15 protein-coding genes are annotated in these 16,600 nt (G+C 40.6%); 9 read left to right on the forward strand and 6 right to left on the reverse strand.

All coding sequences use genetic code 11. The features are described 5' to 3' along the window. Positions 1–239: 239 nt before the first annotated feature. Entirely contained in the window at positions 240–809 is a 570-nt protein-coding gene (locus HGR01_RS15675; protein WP_081584158.1) for a DUF3611 family protein, read from the reverse strand. Between the two features lie 204 nt (positions 810–1,013). Here HGR01_RS15675 and HGR01_RS15680 point away from each other — a divergent pair, with 204 nt between their 5' ends. Then, on the forward strand, positions 1,014–1,154 hold the full coding sequence (locus tag HGR01_RS15680; protein ID WP_155539655.1) for a hypothetical protein: 141 nt from the start codon (positions 1,014–1,016) through the stop codon (positions 1,152–1,154). A gap of 32 nt (positions 1,155–1,186) precedes the next feature. Here HGR01_RS15680 and HGR01_RS15685 read toward each other — a convergent pair whose 3' ends face one another. After that, a complete protein-coding gene (locus HGR01_RS15685; RefSeq protein ID WP_045874361.1) occupies positions 1,187–2,842 on the reverse strand; it encodes a hypothetical protein in 1,656 nt (551 codons plus the stop codon). A 106-nt stretch (positions 2,843–2,948) separates the two neighbouring features. Between HGR01_RS15685 and HGR01_RS15690 the strand changes: the two genes are divergently transcribed. Both HGR01_RS15690 and ltrA read left to right on the forward strand, forming a co-directional pair. Beyond that, complete coding sequence (locus tag HGR01_RS15690; protein ID WP_045874360.1) at positions 2,949–6,170, forward strand: alpha-mannosidase; 3,222 nt, start codon at positions 2,949–2,951, stop codon at positions 6,168–6,170. Positions 6,171–7,012: 842 nt separating this feature from the next. Next, positions 7,013–8,767: a group II intron reverse transcriptase/maturase gene (ltrA, locus tag HGR01_RS15695; RefSeq protein WP_045868385.1), complete on the forward strand. Its 1,755-nt coding sequence runs from the start codon at positions 7,013–7,015 to the stop codon at positions 8,765–8,767. A gap of 148 nt (positions 8,768–8,915) precedes the next feature. On the opposite strand, the gene psbN is transcribed toward ltrA, so the two are convergent. Further along, on the reverse strand, positions 8,916–9,047 hold the full coding sequence (psbN, locus tag HGR01_RS15700) for a photosystem II reaction center protein PsbN (RefSeq protein WP_045874358.1): 132 nt from the start codon (positions 9,045–9,047) through the stop codon (positions 8,916–8,918). A gap of 443 nt (positions 9,048–9,490) precedes the next feature. Here psbN and psbH point away from each other — a divergent pair, with 443 nt between their 5' ends. The 3 genes from psbH to pth all read left to right on the forward strand — a co-directional run bounded on the left by psbH (position 9,491) and on the right by pth (position 11,073). Next, positions 9,491–9,694, forward strand: a complete 204-nt coding sequence (gene psbH, locus HGR01_RS15705; protein ID WP_045874357.1) for a photosystem II reaction center phosphoprotein PsbH — start codon at positions 9,491–9,493, stop codon at positions 9,692–9,694. 173 nt (positions 9,695–9,867) lie between these two features. Then, positions 9,868–10,140, forward strand: a complete 273-nt coding sequence (locus HGR01_RS15710; protein WP_045874356.1) for a TatA/E family twin arginine-targeting protein translocase — start codon at positions 9,868–9,870, stop codon at positions 10,138–10,140. 291 nt (positions 10,141–10,431) lie between these two features. Next, on the forward strand, positions 10,432–11,073 hold the full coding sequence (pth, locus tag HGR01_RS15715) for an aminoacyl-tRNA hydrolase (protein WP_045874355.1): 642 nt from the start codon (positions 10,432–10,434) through the stop codon (positions 11,071–11,073). A gap of 467 nt (positions 11,074–11,540) precedes the next feature. Here the strand turns inward: pth and rpsU are convergent, their stop codons facing one another. The 3 genes from rpsU to rsmI form a co-directional block, all read right to left on the reverse strand. Beyond that, positions 11,541–11,720: a 30S ribosomal protein S21 gene (gene rpsU / locus HGR01_RS15720; protein ID WP_008226419.1), complete on the reverse strand. Its 180-nt coding sequence runs from the start codon at positions 11,718–11,720 to the stop codon at positions 11,541–11,543. A 416-nt stretch (positions 11,721–12,136) separates the two neighbouring features. After that, entirely contained in the window at positions 12,137–12,481 is a 345-nt protein-coding gene (locus HGR01_RS15725) for a hypothetical protein (protein WP_045874354.1), read from the reverse strand. A 345-nt stretch (positions 12,482–12,826) separates the two neighbouring features. Then, a complete protein-coding gene (rsmI, locus tag HGR01_RS15730; protein ID WP_045874353.1) occupies positions 12,827–13,684 on the reverse strand; it encodes a 16S rRNA (cytidine(1402)-2'-O)-methyltransferase in 858 nt (285 codons plus the stop codon). Positions 13,685–13,802: 118 nt separating this feature from the next. On the opposite strand from rsmI, the gene HGR01_RS15735 reads away from it, so the two are divergent. The 3 genes from HGR01_RS15735 (at position 13,803) to HGR01_RS15745 (ending at position 16,398) form a co-directional block, all read left to right on the forward strand. Next, the gene (locus HGR01_RS15735; RefSeq protein WP_045874352.1) at positions 13,803–14,663 is read left to right on the forward strand and encodes a sugar kinase; all 861 of its coding nucleotides are present in this window, start codon (positions 13,803–13,805) and stop codon (positions 14,661–14,663) included. Between the two features lie 170 nt (positions 14,664–14,833). Continuing rightward, positions 14,834–15,697 carry a 3'(2'),5'-bisphosphate nucleotidase CysQ gene (locus HGR01_RS15740; protein ID WP_045874351.1) on the forward strand — a complete coding sequence of 288 codons (864 nt, stop codon included), beginning with the start codon at positions 14,834–14,836 and terminating at the stop codon, positions 15,695–15,697. Between the two features lie 92 nt (positions 15,698–15,789). Next, entirely contained in the window at positions 15,790–16,398 is a 609-nt protein-coding gene (locus tag HGR01_RS15745; protein ID WP_045874350.1) for a DUF4129 domain-containing protein, read from the forward strand. Positions 16,399–16,600 lie beyond the last annotated feature (202 nt).

The raw sequence follows: 16,600 nt of genomic DNA on the forward strand, positions 1-16,600 counted from the left end.
TTGGCAAGCATTGCAGGAAGCAAATTTGCATAAATATACGTAATTTTATTTATATTTATAGTTTTATTTCATACTTTACTTTTCCCCTGCGGAGACGCTACGCGTAGCTTGCTTCCCCGCAGGGGAATATACTTTAGTCTTTCAAGTTAAGCATTTACGCCAGATTTTGGCATAACCAAGCATGAAAATCTGTGTTTCCCATGCCCGATGCCCAATGCCCAATGCCCCATGTTTTTAAGTTAGTGTTGATGCACTCGTTCTAATAGCCATAGCGAAGCAACAGTACCAACAAAGTGAGCCGCAATGCCATTGATGTTTGCTACCGCTACAAAGACATCAAGGGCGCGGATAATTTTATAAGGGTCGGTGATGGCGACTCCGGGAGGTTGGGAGATAGATTTTGCCACTAATACGCCTAAAGTTGCACCAGCACCCAAAAGAGTTAAAAGTATGCCGATTAAAGCGGCGATCAGTCCCAGGCGAATTGCACTCACTGTATCTGCTTTGCTGGGATGTAGAGCCGGATTAGGATTTGCTAAACGCTTACCTAGGCGTGTGTAACGAAAATTCCAATAGATGCTGAATAATAACACAATAATTCCAGCTGCAGCCCAAAATATGCCCATCCCAAGGCCTGCATTTGGTTGATCGCTAAAACCTCGGCCTGTCGCCGCAAACAACAAAGATAAGCCAGAAACCACAGCTAATCCCAACTGTACCCAGAAGGTAATCCAGCCTGTAAGACGAAGAGTATTAGCGATTCCTTGAACTGCTGGTGCGAGCGATCGCGCTTCTGTTTCGGTTTGCATATTACTTGCCATTTCTCTGAAAAATTGTGCTGACTGTTGACTGAGTAGGGAGATTTAGCAGATAGATATATCCCTCCAATCACTAAGAATATTTCTCCCTCGCTATTTCATACCCCCATCCATAGACAGAAACACCTCAAAATCTGGGGGAATAAAATCGCAGTTAGTAGTGATCGGAAACCCTACAAGTGGCAGCAATAAACTATGGCTAAACATCGGCAAAATCTTTACCAGATTGCTCAACAAACCTTTGGCTACGATAGCTTACGTCCTGCACAACAAGAAGTGATAAAAGCAGTTCTTGAGGGACAAGATACTTTAGCTGTAATGACTAATGATCAATGACAGCCTTTACCAGTTATCTTTAATGTACTGCTCTACTTAATTCGCAATAAACCTTTTAAAAAACTCATCAGATTTAAAGCTATTTCTTCTAACCAAAGCATAATAGTATCGAGCCATTCTAGAATTTTTTCTAAGATATGCTTTTCATATTCAATTAGGGTGGCTTTAGTTTCTATCCAATCTGGCTGTGCTTCAACTTGGGTAGTTTGCTGATGCTGAGAAATTTCGCTTTTTTGACTAACACTGCTAGTTTGAGTTTTAGGTTGAGAAATAGAAGCAGCAGTTCGTTTACTAGCAGTAACTTTGCTAGATTTTTTCTGAGTAGAAGTAAGATTTCGGGTAGGTTTTTCCTGTTGTACTAACCCAGCATCTTTTTGTGGTTGTTGTAAAAAGTTTTGATAACTCTTAACTAAATTTTTTGGTATAGTAGGTATTGCTGATGGATTGGCGGGTAAAGCAGGATTTGCTCCCGCAGAGGCTTTATAAGGTTCTACTACATCAGTTTCAGACTCACCAAATAAATCATCCCATGTCAACCAAGGGTCTGATGTAGAAACATCATTTACTACTGGATGATTTTTAGGCGATTTAGTAGGAAGATGGGGTAATTTTTTGCCGGGGAGTTGATTTCTCGTTTCTTTATTACCTAATTTTTTATCGCTACCAATACCAAAAAAGTAATTTATAGCCGCCGCTATCAAATCGGGAATATTTGGGTTTTGAGTTTCTAAACTATCAGCCGGGATTGTTAATTGTCCCCTAGCTGCTAGTTGTTCTTTACCGTAAAGAAATATATTAAATTGAGTTTGAGCAACTTGAATAATTTCTTGGCTACGTTGTTGCATTGGTACTACTATATTTGATTCCCATTTGGCAACAACTTTATCTAAAAATGCTAACGCTTTTGGGGCATTTGGTAAAGCTTCTGGTGCTACTACATCTTCAATTACATCGCTAGAAGCCAAAGCTGGTATTTCTTCTGTTTGACCACCAGTCAGCTTGGTTAATAAGCGTTCAATTTCTGGTAATAAATTAGCTTGTTTTTTGGTTTCTAATAAACGCCAGGTACGCCAATAGTTAGCAATTTCATTAATGATTAAATTTTCTAATTTTGCTTGCTGTTGCGGGGTTAAAATATCTAGAGATTCATTATCGGCAGTAATGAGTAATAAATTGCGATTTTCTAAATTTGTTGCAATTCCCTGCACCATTTGATACTGCGGTGAGGGGTTGAGACTGCCTGCTGGATTATCTAAAATAGTCAATGATTGCGAAAGATTAGAGTTATTGCTTGGTGAGGTGGGTAAGAATTGCAACCACAAAGATTCTAAAAAAACTAAGGGTTTTTTAGGTGTAGATATACTGTTTGAGGGTGTGGTTGTAGTTTCCGTAAATGGCAAATTTTTGACAGTCTCTAGTACATTCTGAATGGGGGTGTCAGCAGGTGGAGGAGTTTCGGCTTCTAACTGTAGTCTTGTTGGCGGTTCTTTACTAGACAGAGTTCTCTCTGATGATTGATCTGGCTGCAAAAGCAGGTATATCGGGTAAAGTATTAGCTCAACACCCCATTTTGTGGCAACTTGTACATACCTAATGGTGTGTTCCAACTGTTCTGTCAACCGCCGAGATTGCTGGTGGACGAAGTTAAAAATTCTGCTTTGATAACGACCAGAGGAACCGGAAGACATGATAGTAATTTTTTAGTTAGAGCTTGATTGAGTTACGAGACTCCCACCGCACAGCCAAAAAAGAGAAATTGTTAATTATAGTCAGTGCCCTGATTTTAGCCAAAATATGACCCCTCCAGTAACTGAATCTCATACTAAATTAATCTCTGAGGCAATTGAGCAATTACGCTCTTGTTGTCAAGTAAATCTTCAGTCTACCTGGCTATACCAGGAGTCTGACTGTGATATTACTGAGGTTACTGCATCAAATTTGTCCACATGGAACCCCGTGCAGCTAAACGCTAAAGGCCATATTGCTTGGACAACCGGAAAGCAAGTTTTGTGGTTAGCGCAAAAGTTCGTAATTCCCCAAGATTTACAGGGTTATCTCTTAGCTGGGTTATCTTTGCGGTTAGCATTGCTTTGGTGGGCAGATGCTGCTGAGATTTATGTAAATGGGAAGTTAGTACTGGAGGGAGATTTATTTGATTGTTCGCCGAGAGTGCTGTTGAGTCAAGGGGTAACGCCAGGTGAAGAATTTATTGTGGCTTTGCGGCTGGTGAGTCCGGGACATGATAATGGTGCGTTAGTGCGATCGCTCCTTGTTTACGAATCTCCTGATTATAATCGTCCGGATGCGGGTTTTGTCGCGAATGAGTTGGCTGTGGTACAGCTTTATTTGGAACGGTTTGCGTCAGAAAAGTTAGAGGTTTTGGCGGAGTTGGTAGAAGAGATAACGAACCATCGAGGCGCAGAGAACACAGAGAAAGATAAGGAAGAGTGGGAAACACGTCTCTTGTCTATTCGTAATCATGTTATTCAATCTAAAATCCAAAATCTAAAATCTAAAATCTATTTGTTGGGTCATGCTCATTTAGATTTAGCATGGCTATGGCCTGTGAGTGAAACCTGGAATGCAGCACAGCATACTTTTGAATCAGCGCTAAAGTTACAAGCAGATTTTCCAGAGTTAATTTTTTGCCATTCCACACCAGCACTTTATGCTTGGATTGAAGAACATCGCCCCGATTTATTTCAAGCAATTCAACAAGCTGTAGCGGCTGGACGTTGGGAAGTTATTGGTGCTACGTGGGTGGAACCAGACTTAAATTTAATTGCTGGTGAATCCATTGCCCGTCAGCTATTGTATGGTCAACGCTATATAGAAGAGAAATTCGGTAAGCTGTCGCCTATCGTTTGGGTTCCTGATAGTTTTGGTTTCTGTGCAACTTTACCGCAGTTTTTCGTCAACGCTGGGGTGGAATATTTTGTTACCCAGAAGCTACAGTGGAACGATACTACTAAATTTGATTATGGGGTTTTTTGGTGGCGATCGCCTGATGGTAGTGAAGTATTTAGTTTGATGTCTGCAGCTATTGGTGAAGGTATCGACCCCGTGAAGATGGCAAATTATGCCTATGAGTGGGAAACTAAAACTGGGTTAAAAGATGCCCTTTGGCTCCCTGGTGTCGGCGATCATGGCGGCGGCCCTACCCGTGATATGTTAGAAACTGCCCAACGCTGGCAAACTTCGCCTTTTTTCCCAGATTTAGAATTTACTACCGCAGAAAAATATCTCCAGCAAATAAAAGAAACTATAAGTCACAACCACCACCCTGTCTGGGACGATGAACTTTACTTAGAATTCCATCGCGGTTGTTACACTACCCACGGGGATCAGAAACGTTGGAATCGGCGTTGTGAAGGCTTATTGTACCAAGCTGAATTGTTTGCGAGTTTGGCAAATATTAGCTGTGGTGTGGAATATCCCAAAGTAGAAATTGAAACAGCTTGGAAGCAGCTATTATTTCAGCAGTTTCACGATATTTTGCCTGGTTCTTCCATTACTCAAGTGTATGTTGATGCCCTACCGCAATGGCAGCAAGTGGAAGAAGTAGGAACGAAGATATTACAAGGATCATTATTAGCGATCGCATCTCACATTACCCTACCACAACCACCACAACCCAATAGTTTGCCTGTGGTTGTATTCAATTCTTTGAATTGGCAACGTTCTGAGGTTATTTCTGTCAGCTTACCCACAACGGCAACACCTAACCAACAATGGCAAGTGTACGATGTTTCTGGAAAGGAACTGCCATCACAAATTATTGAATCATCAACTCTGCTATTTTTCGCCAGCGATATTCCATCTGTTGGTTATCGTCTATTTTGGCTTGTCCCTACTTCCTCCCTTCCTTCCTCACCGCAGCTTCCATCTGACTGGGTGCTGGAAAATGAATTTCTCCGAGTTACTGTGAACCCCAACACCGGAGATTTAGCTAGTGTGTTTGACAAAACTTGCCAACGGGAAGTCTTAAGTGGTGCAGGTAATCAACTACAAGGTTTTCAAGATAGCGGCCAATATTGGGATGCTTGGAATATCGACCCTAATTATGCCCAACATCCCCTACCGCCAACTACTCTCAAATCAATTGAGTGGCTAGAAAAAGGTGCGGTGCAAAGTCGTTTACGAGTGGTGCGCCAGTTGGGTAACTCGGAATTTTGCCAAGACTATATATTGTCAGTGGGAGAACCCTTACTCAAAATTGCCACGACTGTAAATTGGCGAGAAAATCATGTATTGGTAAAAGCAGCTTTCCCTCTCAACCTCGAAGCAGACTTTGCTACTTATGAAATTCCCTGTGGCGCAATTCGCCGCACAACCAAACCGAAAACCCCCGCAGAAAAAGCTAAGTGGGAAGTCCCTGCTTTGCGTTGGGCTGATTTAACTGAGGAAGCGACAGCAGAAAATTCACCAAACCCAAATTATTACGGTGTCAGTTTGCTGAATGATTGTAAATACGGTTATGACAGCCAACCTAATCAATTACGCCTGACGCTATTACGCAGCCCTAACTGGCCGAATCCCCAAGCAGACAAAGGTTTTCACGAATTTACCTATGCTTTATACCCTCACACTGGTAGCTGGGAATCAGCCCATACTGTTAAACGTGGCTATGAGTTGAACATCCCACTCCAAGTAATTATTCACCCACTCACAACTCAGCACTCAGCAACGCCAGTTGCTACAACGGAGGGAACCTCCGCAACGCACTGGCTCCTCAGCACTCCCACTACAAGGAGTTTCCTGAATTTATCGGCTGATAACTTAATCTTGATGACACTCAAGCAAGCTGAAGACGATTCCCAGCAATTCATTGTGCGTTGTTATGAATGTCACGGAGATGCAGCCAAGTTATCTTTGCAAAGTGATATTGGCTTAATTTTAGGAGATGGTGTAGATTTATTGGAGCGTTCTACAACTACAGAATTCTCATCTCGCCAGGAAAACCTCAATATACAGCCTTGGAAAATCGCTAGTTTTAAAATGAAACCAGGGAATTAACCCTGATTTTTCTGAACCTTCAATATATAAAGGATTGAGGATGAAGAGTTTTTATGGAGCATCCCAATTTGGCAAATTTATCAAATTAAAACTAGTCATTGCGAATGGAGCGAAGCGGAATGAAGCAATCGCAGCAGATGGACTTTGCGATTGCTTTGCTTCATTTCATTACGCTCGCAATGACAAATTATACTTTTACACATTGGGATACCCCCGTTTTTTAAACCTTCATGCTTCATCCCTTTATTGGTAAGGTGCGATTCGTTGGCTAGAAACCAATCCCAATAGGGCTTAAGGAGGATTAGCCGCTTAAGATTCATGAGAATCTTTTGATAACTGAATAACAATGTAGGTGCAAAACCTACCCTCCAAGTGCTGGAGTGAAAGCATATCCCCTACTGTAGAGACTAGCCATCAATCGGTAAAGCGGGGATAAAAGGTGGAAATACTGCAAGCCTAATGTGGTAATCACCAAGCAAAGTATCCATGAGTAAAGCCAAGGCTTAAAGACACGTCTGAATCATCGTGATAAAACAGTAGCGCAATCAGGCTGAATCGCTACAACCAAAAGGTAAAGGATAAAGGACTGGCAAATTTTACCTTGACCAGTATGCACTCCCAATAAACCCGGTGAATAGTGTCACTCTAAAGATACATAGCATTGTTATTCGGAACGAAGTAACCCGTTATTTACTCTCAGATGGTCGAGTATCTGAGTAGGTGCTAACCGGATGTAATAACGTGGAGAGATTGAGTAAGAAGCAAATGTTTAATTGTAATGATTGAAATATGCTGACGTACTCACAATGATTTGAAAGGATTGGTCTGATTAGGAAGTATATATGTCTAATACGAGTTTAAAGACTACGGCGGAATGGAATACGATACCCTGGCGAAAGTTAGAACGTAGCGTATACAAGCTTCAGAAAAGAATATACCAAGCTTCTCAACGTGGTGATACTAAGGCAGTCCGCAAACTCCAAAAAACCCTGATGAGGTCTTGGTCTGGAAAAGCTCTTGCAGTAAGAAAAGTCACCCAAGATAACCAAGGAAAGAAGGCAGCAGGTATTGACGGTGTAAAATCCCTTAAACCATCAGCCAGACTCACTTTGGTAATGAATATGAAGCTTAACCATAAGGTAAAAGCAACTCGTAGAGTATGGATTCCAAAACCCGGAAACGTTGAAAAACGACCACTAGGAATACCCACAATGCAAGATAGAGCAACTCAATCGCTTGTCAAACTGGCATTAGAACCAGAATGGGAGGCAAAATTTGAGCCCAATAGTTACGGTTTCAGACCCGGACGCAATGCCCATGATGCAAGAGAAGCAATATTTAATAGTATCAGATACTCAAACAAATGGGTATTAGATGCTGATATTTCAAAATGCTTCGATAAAATAAACCACGAAAAACTATTGACCAAAATTAACACATTCCCGACCATGAGGAGGCAAATAAAAGCATGGTTGAAAGCAGGAGTACTAGACAATGGTCATTTCTCAGAAACTACTGAGGGAACGCCACAAGGCGGTGTAATATCTCCACTATTAGCCAATATTGCCTTACATGGGCTAGAAAAGCTAGTAAAGGAGTTTGCAGCCAGCCAGAGAGGAGGAAAGGTGAAGAATCAGAACAGTATATCCCTAATTAGATATGCAGACGATTTTGTGATTCTTGCCCCCAATAAAACTCAAATAATAGTACTCAAAGAAATAGTAAAAACGTGGTTAGCAGAAATGGGACTGGAATTAAACCCTAACAAAACCCGTATAGTTTCGACTTTCAAAAGCTCAGAGATATTCGCCTCGCAAGAAGTAGGATTTAATTTCCTCGGTTTCAATGTGAAACAATACAAAGTGGGAAAGAATGACTCTGGAAAATTATCGAACGGTAAAAAGTTAGGGTATAAAACACTCATCAAGCCTAGTGTAAAATCAGTAAAGAAACACTACGATGACATAGCAAGAATAATCGATAATCACAAAAATGCTGCACAAGAAACACTAATAAGTAAACTTAACCCTGTAATCAGGGGATGGGTTAACTATTACTCAACATCAGTGAGTAAAGAGATATTCTCAAAGCTAAGTCATCTAATATATCAGAAGCTGAAACGCTGGGGAAAACGTCGTCACCCTGACAAGTCTAATGTATGGGTAACCAAGAAATATTGGCATACAGTAGGTGGCGATAACTGGGTATTCGCAGCAACAAAGAACGGAGAAATCACAATGAGGCTATTCAAACACTCACAAAAAGAAATTGTGAGACACGTAAAAGTAAAAGGTGATGCCTCACCGTTCGATGGGAACTTAAAATATTGGAGTTCAAGAAAGGGCGAAAATCCCTTAGTACCTAAAAGAGTAGCAATACTACTTAAAAAGCAAAAGGGGAAATGCTCTCATTGCGGATTGTACTTTAGAGAAGATGACCTAATCGAGATTGACCATATCATTCCTAAATCGCAAGGTGGAAAGGATGTATACGACAATCTGCAAGCATTACATAGGCATTGTCACGACGTTAAAACTGCCACTGACAACTCTTATAATCAACCTAAGAGCGATACAGAAATAAATGTGATGTGGTAGTGAGAAGTACCCACGACTTGGGTCAAGTCATTGAGGAGCCGTATGAGGTGAAAGTCTCAAGTACGGTTTTGAAGACCAGCAGGATTGGTGACAGTCTTGCTGAGTTTAATATAATTTCAGCCTTTAGCCTTTACCCTTCAGCCTTGATTTAATCTTCATGGTCTTCATAAGGGTCTGCTAATTCTTTACTAGGAGGCCCAAATGATATATAGATTCCCCAACCGGTGATGGCAATAACAGCGGCGGCGACAGAAATGATGAGAACTACAGATGGTTCCATAATTAAGTGATATGTTATCAGAAAATTGCTTGAAAAGACCGTGAATTAAGTGTTCTGCTCAAAAATGTAAGCAGGTTTTAAAGAGTCTTTATTATGTTATTGTAATGTAATCAAGAATAAGTAAGCAACGCAAAATGTGTTTCACAGTTGAAATACTGCGTCAACCAATCTTACGATTGAGTCGCTTACGAAACCAAACACAAAAACTCATTAGTACAAGTACGGCGGGACACGTCGGAATTTATGCTTGGTAGTCAGTGCGTTACTTTGGTTTTCAAAGTTATAGTAACTGGCTTAAATAAGGTGCCTATACTTTAATTGGATACTTCCTGTTAAAGCAAGCAACCTCGTGAAACCAAGAATCACTTGATTTTTATCTGGTGAGTGTCAAAGAATATTACAGAAGATAAAAAAAAGCTTTGGCAAGTAATCTTAGGTGAACTATGGCACAAAGGACAAGGTTGGGAGATATACTGAGACCCCTAAACTCTGAGTATGGTAAAGTTGCTCCGGGTTGGGGAACAACACCTGTAATGGCTGGTTTTATGCTATTATTCTTTGTTTTTCTGCTGATTATTCTACAAGTCTATAACAAGACCATCCTCATCCAGGATGTATTTGTAGATTGGCGTTCTTTAGGCCGTTAATCTTGACAAAGCTCTTGATTATATAGAATAGGCGCAGCGACACCCGGCTCATCCGGGTTTTTTTGTGATTTGATAGTGAAAAAATTAGTCGAAAACAAGCCAACATATATAAGGTAGGAAGATGATGTTCTTCCTGTAGTTTTGCTTGACCTATAGATTTATCGGAAAAATCCATGAATATATTTGGTATTGGTCTGCCGGAAATGGCTGTAATTTTTGTAGTAGCACTGTTAATCTTTGGGCCGAAAAAGCTTCCAGAGGTTGGGCGTAGCTTAGGTAAAGCAATTCGGGGCTTTCAAGAAGCCTCAAATGAATTTCAAAATGAGTTTAAGCGGGAAGCTGAACAAATAGAACAAGCTGTGAAAACTACTGCTGAACTTGAACCCAAGCAAATCGAAGCAGCACCCGTACAGCATGACACTGCTGATTCTTCACCAAAAAGCTAAAAAGGTGATGCTATAGATTGACTGGCAATTTTAGATTTTAGATTGCCGATTTTAGATTGTTTTGTGATTTGAGATGCATAAGTGCTGATGCAAAATTCAATATATCTTTGTCATTGCGAATGCAGCGTTAAGCCTTCTCCCAAGGAGACGCTACATTAATAACTTTGTGGAACCATTTACCTCAAGTTTGTAGGTAAAACAATTCTCAAATCATCCAGCTTCATCTATTTATTGATGGAATTATTCCCAAATCCAAAATCTAAAATCCAAAATTGATAGAGTAGATTCAAAATGACAGAGGCTGTTACAAAACCAGCTTTGGTGATTCCTCAGCTAATTGTCGGGTTGGGGAATCCAGAGCCTAAGTATGATCAAACGCGCCACAATATTGGCTTTGCGGCTGTTGACGCTCTTTCACGTGCTTGGCAAATTCCGTTAGCAGAAAATAAAAAGTTTCAAGGCGAGTATGGTGAAGGGGTTGCGCCTGTGGGGGGTAAAATCCGCTTGCTGAAGCCATTAACCTATATGAATCGCTCAGGACAAGCAATACAAGCTGTTACTAGTTGGTATAAATTGCCGCCAGAGTCGGTATTGGTAGTTTATGATGAGATGGATTTACCGCTAGGAAAGACCCGCTTGCGCTTATCTGGTTCCGCTGGGGGTCATAATGGAATGAAAAGTGCGATCGCTCATTTAAGTTCCCAAAATTTCCCCAGGTTACGCATCGGTATTGGGAAACCAAAAGGAGCAGGTAATAACGATGATTCCGGGGCTGTTTCCCATGTACTAGGACGTTTTACTGCTGCTGAAAATCAAACCATGTCTGCTGTACTTCAGTTTGTAGTTGAGTGTATAGAACTCTCTCTCAAACAAGGAGTAGAAAAAGCAATGAACCGTTGTAACAGCCGCACTATTGAGATTTCTGAATCTTAGTTACTTGTTTTGAATTTGGTTGATGGGCAGCGATTGTCGCCTACTCCATCCAACCATACTCAGACAATTCAAACCCAGCAAATTTATACAAATAGACTAACTCACACCCCTATCAGGGGTGCGGTAAATCTATGTGATTTTTTTTCACAATCATGGAAGTGTTTTTTTGCTTGCGTGTACTACTCCGACTTGCCCACAGGCCTCAGTCGGAGCTGCAAAACTCGCTCGCCGTTGCTCTATGGGGTACATTCATTGCTAAATGTATGGATCAAAATCCCATGAGTTTGATACAGCATCTGGAGGCCTTGCAACCTTTAAGAGATTCCAGGCTAGACTTTAGCAGCCATCTCTGTTCCTTATCAGGTTGTTTTGTCTTCGATACTTTCCGCACCTTCAGTAACATCAATTAGTGAGTACGGTAGGCAATATCTAGAACAAGCCAGCCTTTAGCACTACCAATAATAAGTTTATTTAAAACGGCGTTTACGTCTAGCTGCTACTGCCTTACGTTTACGCTTTTCTAATGGGGTTTCAAAGTGCCGATGGTATTTAACGTCAGCTAATATTCCAGCTTTGGAAACCTGGCGTTTAAAACGACGCAGTGCTGAATCTATTCCTTCGTTCTCTCCTAAAACCACTTGGGTCATTCTTGATTTATCCTCATATCGATCAGTTTCCATTGTAATAGCAGCCCCGAACTTAGCAAAACTCCCCAAGCTAAGAATCGGTAAAAAACATAATTTTCAGAATTGATGTAATCACTATTAGCAGTAAACTCTTGGGTTTTGACATTATGTAGATATAGTTTTGCGACTATACCAACTGTGGTTAGCCTTCTGGAACGAACAGAAAATTCGGGGTTTTAAAAGCCTGGTTTATCTAGGAAACTCTCCTGTAGAGGCTGTTTCTCTGTGTCTATAGCAATATTCAGTAATTCCTGACTTTGGGACTACTGAAGGTTAGCGATCGCACTCTACCAGTTTTACCGCTATACTATAGCGTGGTAATATTTGTCACCATAAATACGATTAACTATTACTTAAAACTGCTGCTTTTACAGATTTTAAAAGTTAATTCTTCCTTGACTGAGTAATTTATATCCAGCTACTAAAGCTGCACAAGCAACAAATAAATTCCACAAGCTAGTGGCTCTAAAAAATACTCCACCGCTTAAGAAAACTAACACTAACCCAATACCTAATAAACCCCATCCCAAATTACGTGCTTCTCGCCCAAAAAACATTAAGGTGATTAAACCTGCCATAATTGCTAAGACTGAAGCGGTAGCAGGTAAGCTGCGCGAGAAAATAGAATAGTATCCACTCACAAAAATAATATTTTGTCCGAAAAAGTAGATACCTATAAAAACTAGAACTAAACCTATTAGTTTGATTAACAGCCTACTCATAATTTTTTTGCATTTTTAATGGCTGCAATTATTATTTTAATTATGATTATACTTGAGTTTTTCAATGCCTACAAAACAAGCAGTTAAATTTATTTAAATTTCATATTTGTAATACGTAAATCTACGGCATAGCGACTCAAGTAATTTGCAGTAATGTCAAGGTTTAGAAACAAAAAGATACAGAGCGATGCGATGAAAGATAGCTGGAGAGGGTTGTCATTGGTAATGGGTAATTGGTAATGGGTAATTGGTCATTGGTAATTATTCATTGGTAAGGGTTTCCAGCCTATTTAGGTTTCGTAAGATAGTTGGGCTTTGTTTCACCAACTTACTTAGCTATGATAATTATTCAGGACTGACATCGATAGATAGTGCTAACTGATAGAGTTGACGACGGGATAGGGAAGTGAATTTTGCTAATTGACGGCTAGCTTGCGATCGCGATATTCCCTGACGGATTAATTGTGCAAGTTCGGCTTTGAGTTCGGCTTCTGTGAGTTGGGGTTGACTGGGTGGAATTCCCGCTACTACAAGAGTATATTCACCTTGGGGTTCGCGTTGGTTGTAGTGGGCGATCGCTTCCGTGATAGTTCCCCGCCAAAATTCCTCATAAAATTTGGTTAATTCCCTAGCGAGAACAATTTGGCGATCGCTTCCGAAAGTTTCTCCTAAGTCTTGTAACGTATCGCGTAAACGATGGGGCGATTCGTAGAAAATTATAGTGCGAGATTCTGTTTGCAGCGATTCTAAATATTCTCGGCGTTGTTGAGTTTTAGCGGAGAGAAAGCCTTCAAAGACAAAGCGATTCGTTGGTAAACCAGATGCACTTAGAGCTGTAATTGCCGCACTTGCCCCCGGAATTGGCACTACTGTTATCCCCACTGAAATACAAGCTGTCACCAGTTCATATCCCGGATCAGAAATTCCTGGCATACCCGCATCACTCACCAAAGCAATTGCTTTACCATTAGCTAAATGCTCTAATAATTCGGGAATCCGGCTACTACGATTGTGTTCGTGATAGCTAAGTTGGGGAGTCTGAACTTGAAAATGTTGCAAAAGTTTCCCCGTGTGGCGTGTATCCTCCGCAGCAATTAAATCCACATTTTGTAAAATTCGCACCGCCCGAAAGGTGATATCTTCCAAATTGCCAATCGGTGTACCGACAACGTAAAGTGTTCCTGGTTTTGGATCTGTCTGCATGGGGGATTGGGGGACAAGGGGACAAGGGGACAAGGAGATAAATTTCTATTACCTATTACCCAATGACAAATGACAAATAACAAATAACAAATGACAAATGACAAATGACAAATGACAAATGACAAATAACGCCTTATTTGTAGGTTTAGTAACCTTGGATTTGATTTACTTGGCTGAGTCGTCGCCGCAAAATAATCAGAAGATTGTTGCTAATGACTATACTGTGGCAGCAGGGGGCCCGGCTACAAATGCGGCTGTGACATTTAGCCATTTGGGAAATCAAGCTACTGTGTTGGGTGTAGTGGGTTCTCACCCGATGACGCAGCTAATTCGTACAGATTTGGCAGCTTACAAAGTAGCGATCGCGGATCTTTACCCTACCACTAATGCTGCTGTACCTGTATCTTCCATCATTGTTACCCAATCTACAGGCGAACGAGCAGTAGTTTCTATTAATGCAGTCAAAACTCAAGCCAGTAGTTCCTCAATCCCGGCTGATATTTTGCAAAACATTGATATAGTGCTGATTGATGGGCATCAAATGGCTGTGGGTATTGAACTTGCTCAAATGGCTAAAGCTCACAATATCCCAATTGTGATTGATGGTGGTAGTTGGAAAAGTGGATTTGAGGAACTCTTACCTTTTGTTGATTACGCGATTTGTTCAGCTAATTTTCATCCTCCTAACTGTCACACAGCCGCAGAAGTTTTCGCCTATCTCAGTGCTTTTAAAATTCCCTACATCGCCATTACTCACGGTGAACAACCAATTGAATACTTAAGTTGTGGTGATAGTGGCGTTGTTAATGTGCGACAGATTAAACCAGTTGATACACTGGGTGCTGGAGATATTTTTCACGGTGCTTTCTGTAATTATATTTTACAAGCAAGTTTTACCGATGCGCTGGCTGAGGCTGCAAAAGTGGCTGCTCATGCTTGCCAATTTTTCGGTACACGCCGTTGGATGGAGGCTAAGTAAGTCGGCGAAAGTAAAGATAATTGGCTGAGGCTGTCATTTGTCTTTGGTCATTTGTTATTGGTAAGGATTTCAAGCCTATCTACGTTTCTTAACATAGTTTGGTGCAATTACCGACTTACTTAGCTAGAAACTAGAGGCGAGAGAATGTCACTGAATACAAGGCGAAATGAATGAAAGATTTACAAGAAATTTTAGCGATCGCTTGTCAGGTAGGATGGGGAGCAGCAGATATATTACAGTCTTATTATCATGGGACTATTAAAGACTCTAATTTAGAAATTGCATATAAACAAAATGAACCTGTAACTGCTGCAGATATCGCTACTAGTCAATATATTTTAGACAATTTGCAAGCAGCTTTAGGTAACGAAGATTTTGCTTATATTAGTGAAGAAACTTATAAATCACAACAGGGTAAAAATAACTCTCAATATGTATGGATTATTGACCCCTTAGATGGAACGCGAGATTTTATTGATAAAACTGGAGACTATGCAATTCACATTGCTTTAGTTACAGAAAATCGTCCTATACTGGCAGTTGTGGCATTACCAGAAGTAGAAAATTTATATTATGCTACTAAAGGCGGAGGTACATTTGTTGAAACTCGTAATAGTTCTATTCCTTTACAAATATCTTTAAACTTAGATACAAAACCTTTAGAAGATTTAACTTTAGTAGTAAGTCGCTCTCACCGCAACCAAAGATTAAATTATTTATTAGAAAATTTACCCTGCCAAAACCATAAATCTGTTGGCAGTGTTGGTTGTAAAATTGCCACCATTCTTGAACAAAAAGCAGATATTTATATTTCCCTTTCTGGCTCATCTGCTCCTAAAGACTGGGATATAGCAGCACCAGAATTAATTTTAACGGAAGCTGGCGGTAAGTTCACTCATTTTGATGGTACACCATTACAGTACAACACTGGTGATATTAGTCAATGGGGTGGCTTACTAGCGAGTAATGGTCTATATCATGAGGAATTGTGTCAACAATCTGAGAAGATTTTAGCGAGTTTTTCTGATAGCTAAATTTTGGTGTCAAGGGTCAAAAGTCAAACGTCAAACGTCAAAAGTGACTTTTAATTTGTCCCCATTACCAATTACCCATTACCCATTACCACATGACTACAGAATCTTTTCAAAAAAATACCTGGGATTGGCAACTTTCTCAGTTGCAACAACAAGTAGGAGAATGGATTGAGTACCAATTTTCCCGATTAGAATCAGCTTTACCACAATTGCCCCCTGGATGGTCAATCAGTCCTTGGTTAAGTCAACTGTTAAAATTTCTATTTTGGCTGATATTAGGTTTATTTGTAGTTTGGTTGCTTTGGCTGTTGTGGCGAGAATTTGGCCCTTATATTTATTCGTGGTTAACGAGAAGAGGCAATCAGCATATATCACATACAACTATCAGCGCTACTGAGTTATCTGTACCTTTATGGTTAGCGCGATCGCAAGAATATTATCGTCAGGGTAATTATAGAGAAGCTTGCCGTTGCTTATATATGGCAATATTACAGCGCTTGCATGATAGCAGCGTTATCAGCCACAAACCCAGCCGCACTGATGGCGAATATTTGCAATTATTGCGATCGTCTATAACTCCTATCCAGCCTTATGAAACATTAATCACGACTCACGAACAATTATGTTTTGGCGATACGGAAATTCTGCCAGAAAATTATGAGCATTGTCAGCAAGCATTTCGGGAGATTGCGGGGGAGTAGGATTTGGGATGAGGGGATGAGGGGGATGAGGGAGATGAGGAGGATGAGGGGGATGAGGGAGATGAGGGGGATGAGGGAGATGAGGAGGATGAGGGGGATGAGGGAGATGAGGAGGATGAGGAGGATGAGGGAGAAATAATAAACGACAAATACTATTCTCAATTACCAATTACCAATTACCAATTACCAATTACCCATTCCC

The organism is Tolypothrix sp. PCC 7712, from assembly GCF_025860405.1.
In the GTDB taxonomy this organism is placed as follows: Bacteria; Cyanobacteriota; Cyanobacteriia; order Cyanobacteriales; family Nostocaceae; genus Aulosira; species Aulosira diplosiphon.

What these genes read in the sequence shown, in the direction of transcription:
- psbN (WP_045874358.1), bottom strand. Translation starts at nt 9,047, where the DNA reads ATGGAACCATCTGTAGTTCTCATCATTTCTGTCGCCGCCGCTGTTATT.
- HGR01_RS15735 (WP_045874352.1), top strand. Translation starts at nt 13,803, where the DNA reads ATGACAAATAACGCCTTATTTGTAGGTTTAGTAACCTTGGATTTGATT.
- HGR01_RS15740 (WP_045874351.1), top strand. Translation starts at nt 14,834, where the DNA reads ATGAAAGATTTACAAGAAATTTTAGCGATCGCTTGTCAGGTAGGATGG.
- rsmI (WP_045874353.1), bottom strand. Translation starts at nt 13,684, where the DNA reads ATGCAGACAGATCCAAAACCAGGAACACTTTACGTTGTCGGTACACCG.
- HGR01_RS15710 (WP_045874356.1), top strand. Translation starts at nt 9,868, where the DNA reads ATGAATATATTTGGTATTGGTCTGCCGGAAATGGCTGTAATTTTTGTA.
- HGR01_RS15690 (WP_045874360.1), top strand. Translation starts at nt 2,949, where the DNA reads ATGACCCCTCCAGTAACTGAATCTCATACTAAATTAATCTCTGAGGCA.
- HGR01_RS15680 (WP_155539655.1), top strand. Translation starts at nt 1,014, where the DNA reads ATGGCTAAACATCGGCAAAATCTTTACCAGATTGCTCAACAAACCTTT.
- rpsU (WP_008226419.1), bottom strand. Translation starts at nt 11,720, where the DNA reads ATGACCCAAGTGGTTTTAGGAGAGAACGAAGGAATAGATTCAGCACTG.
- ltrA (WP_045868385.1), top strand. Translation starts at nt 7,013, where the DNA reads ATGTCTAATACGAGTTTAAAGACTACGGCGGAATGGAATACGATACCC.
- HGR01_RS15685 (WP_045874361.1), bottom strand. Translation starts at nt 2,842, where the DNA reads ATGTCTTCCGGTTCCTCTGGTCGTTATCAAAGCAGAATTTTTAACTTC.
- psbH (WP_045874357.1), top strand. Translation starts at nt 9,491, where the DNA reads ATGGCACAAAGGACAAGGTTGGGAGATATACTGAGACCCCTAAACTCT.
- HGR01_RS15725 (WP_045874354.1), bottom strand. Translation starts at nt 12,481, where the DNA reads ATGAGTAGGCTGTTAATCAAACTAATAGGTTTAGTTCTAGTTTTTATA.
- pth (WP_045874355.1), top strand. Translation starts at nt 10,432, where the DNA reads ATGACAGAGGCTGTTACAAAACCAGCTTTGGTGATTCCTCAGCTAATT.
- HGR01_RS15745 (WP_045874350.1), top strand. Translation starts at nt 15,790, where the DNA reads ATGACTACAGAATCTTTTCAAAAAAATACCTGGGATTGGCAACTTTCT.
- HGR01_RS15675 (WP_081584158.1), bottom strand. Translation starts at nt 809, where the DNA reads ATGCAAACCGAAACAGAAGCGCGATCGCTCGCACCAGCAGTTCAAGGA.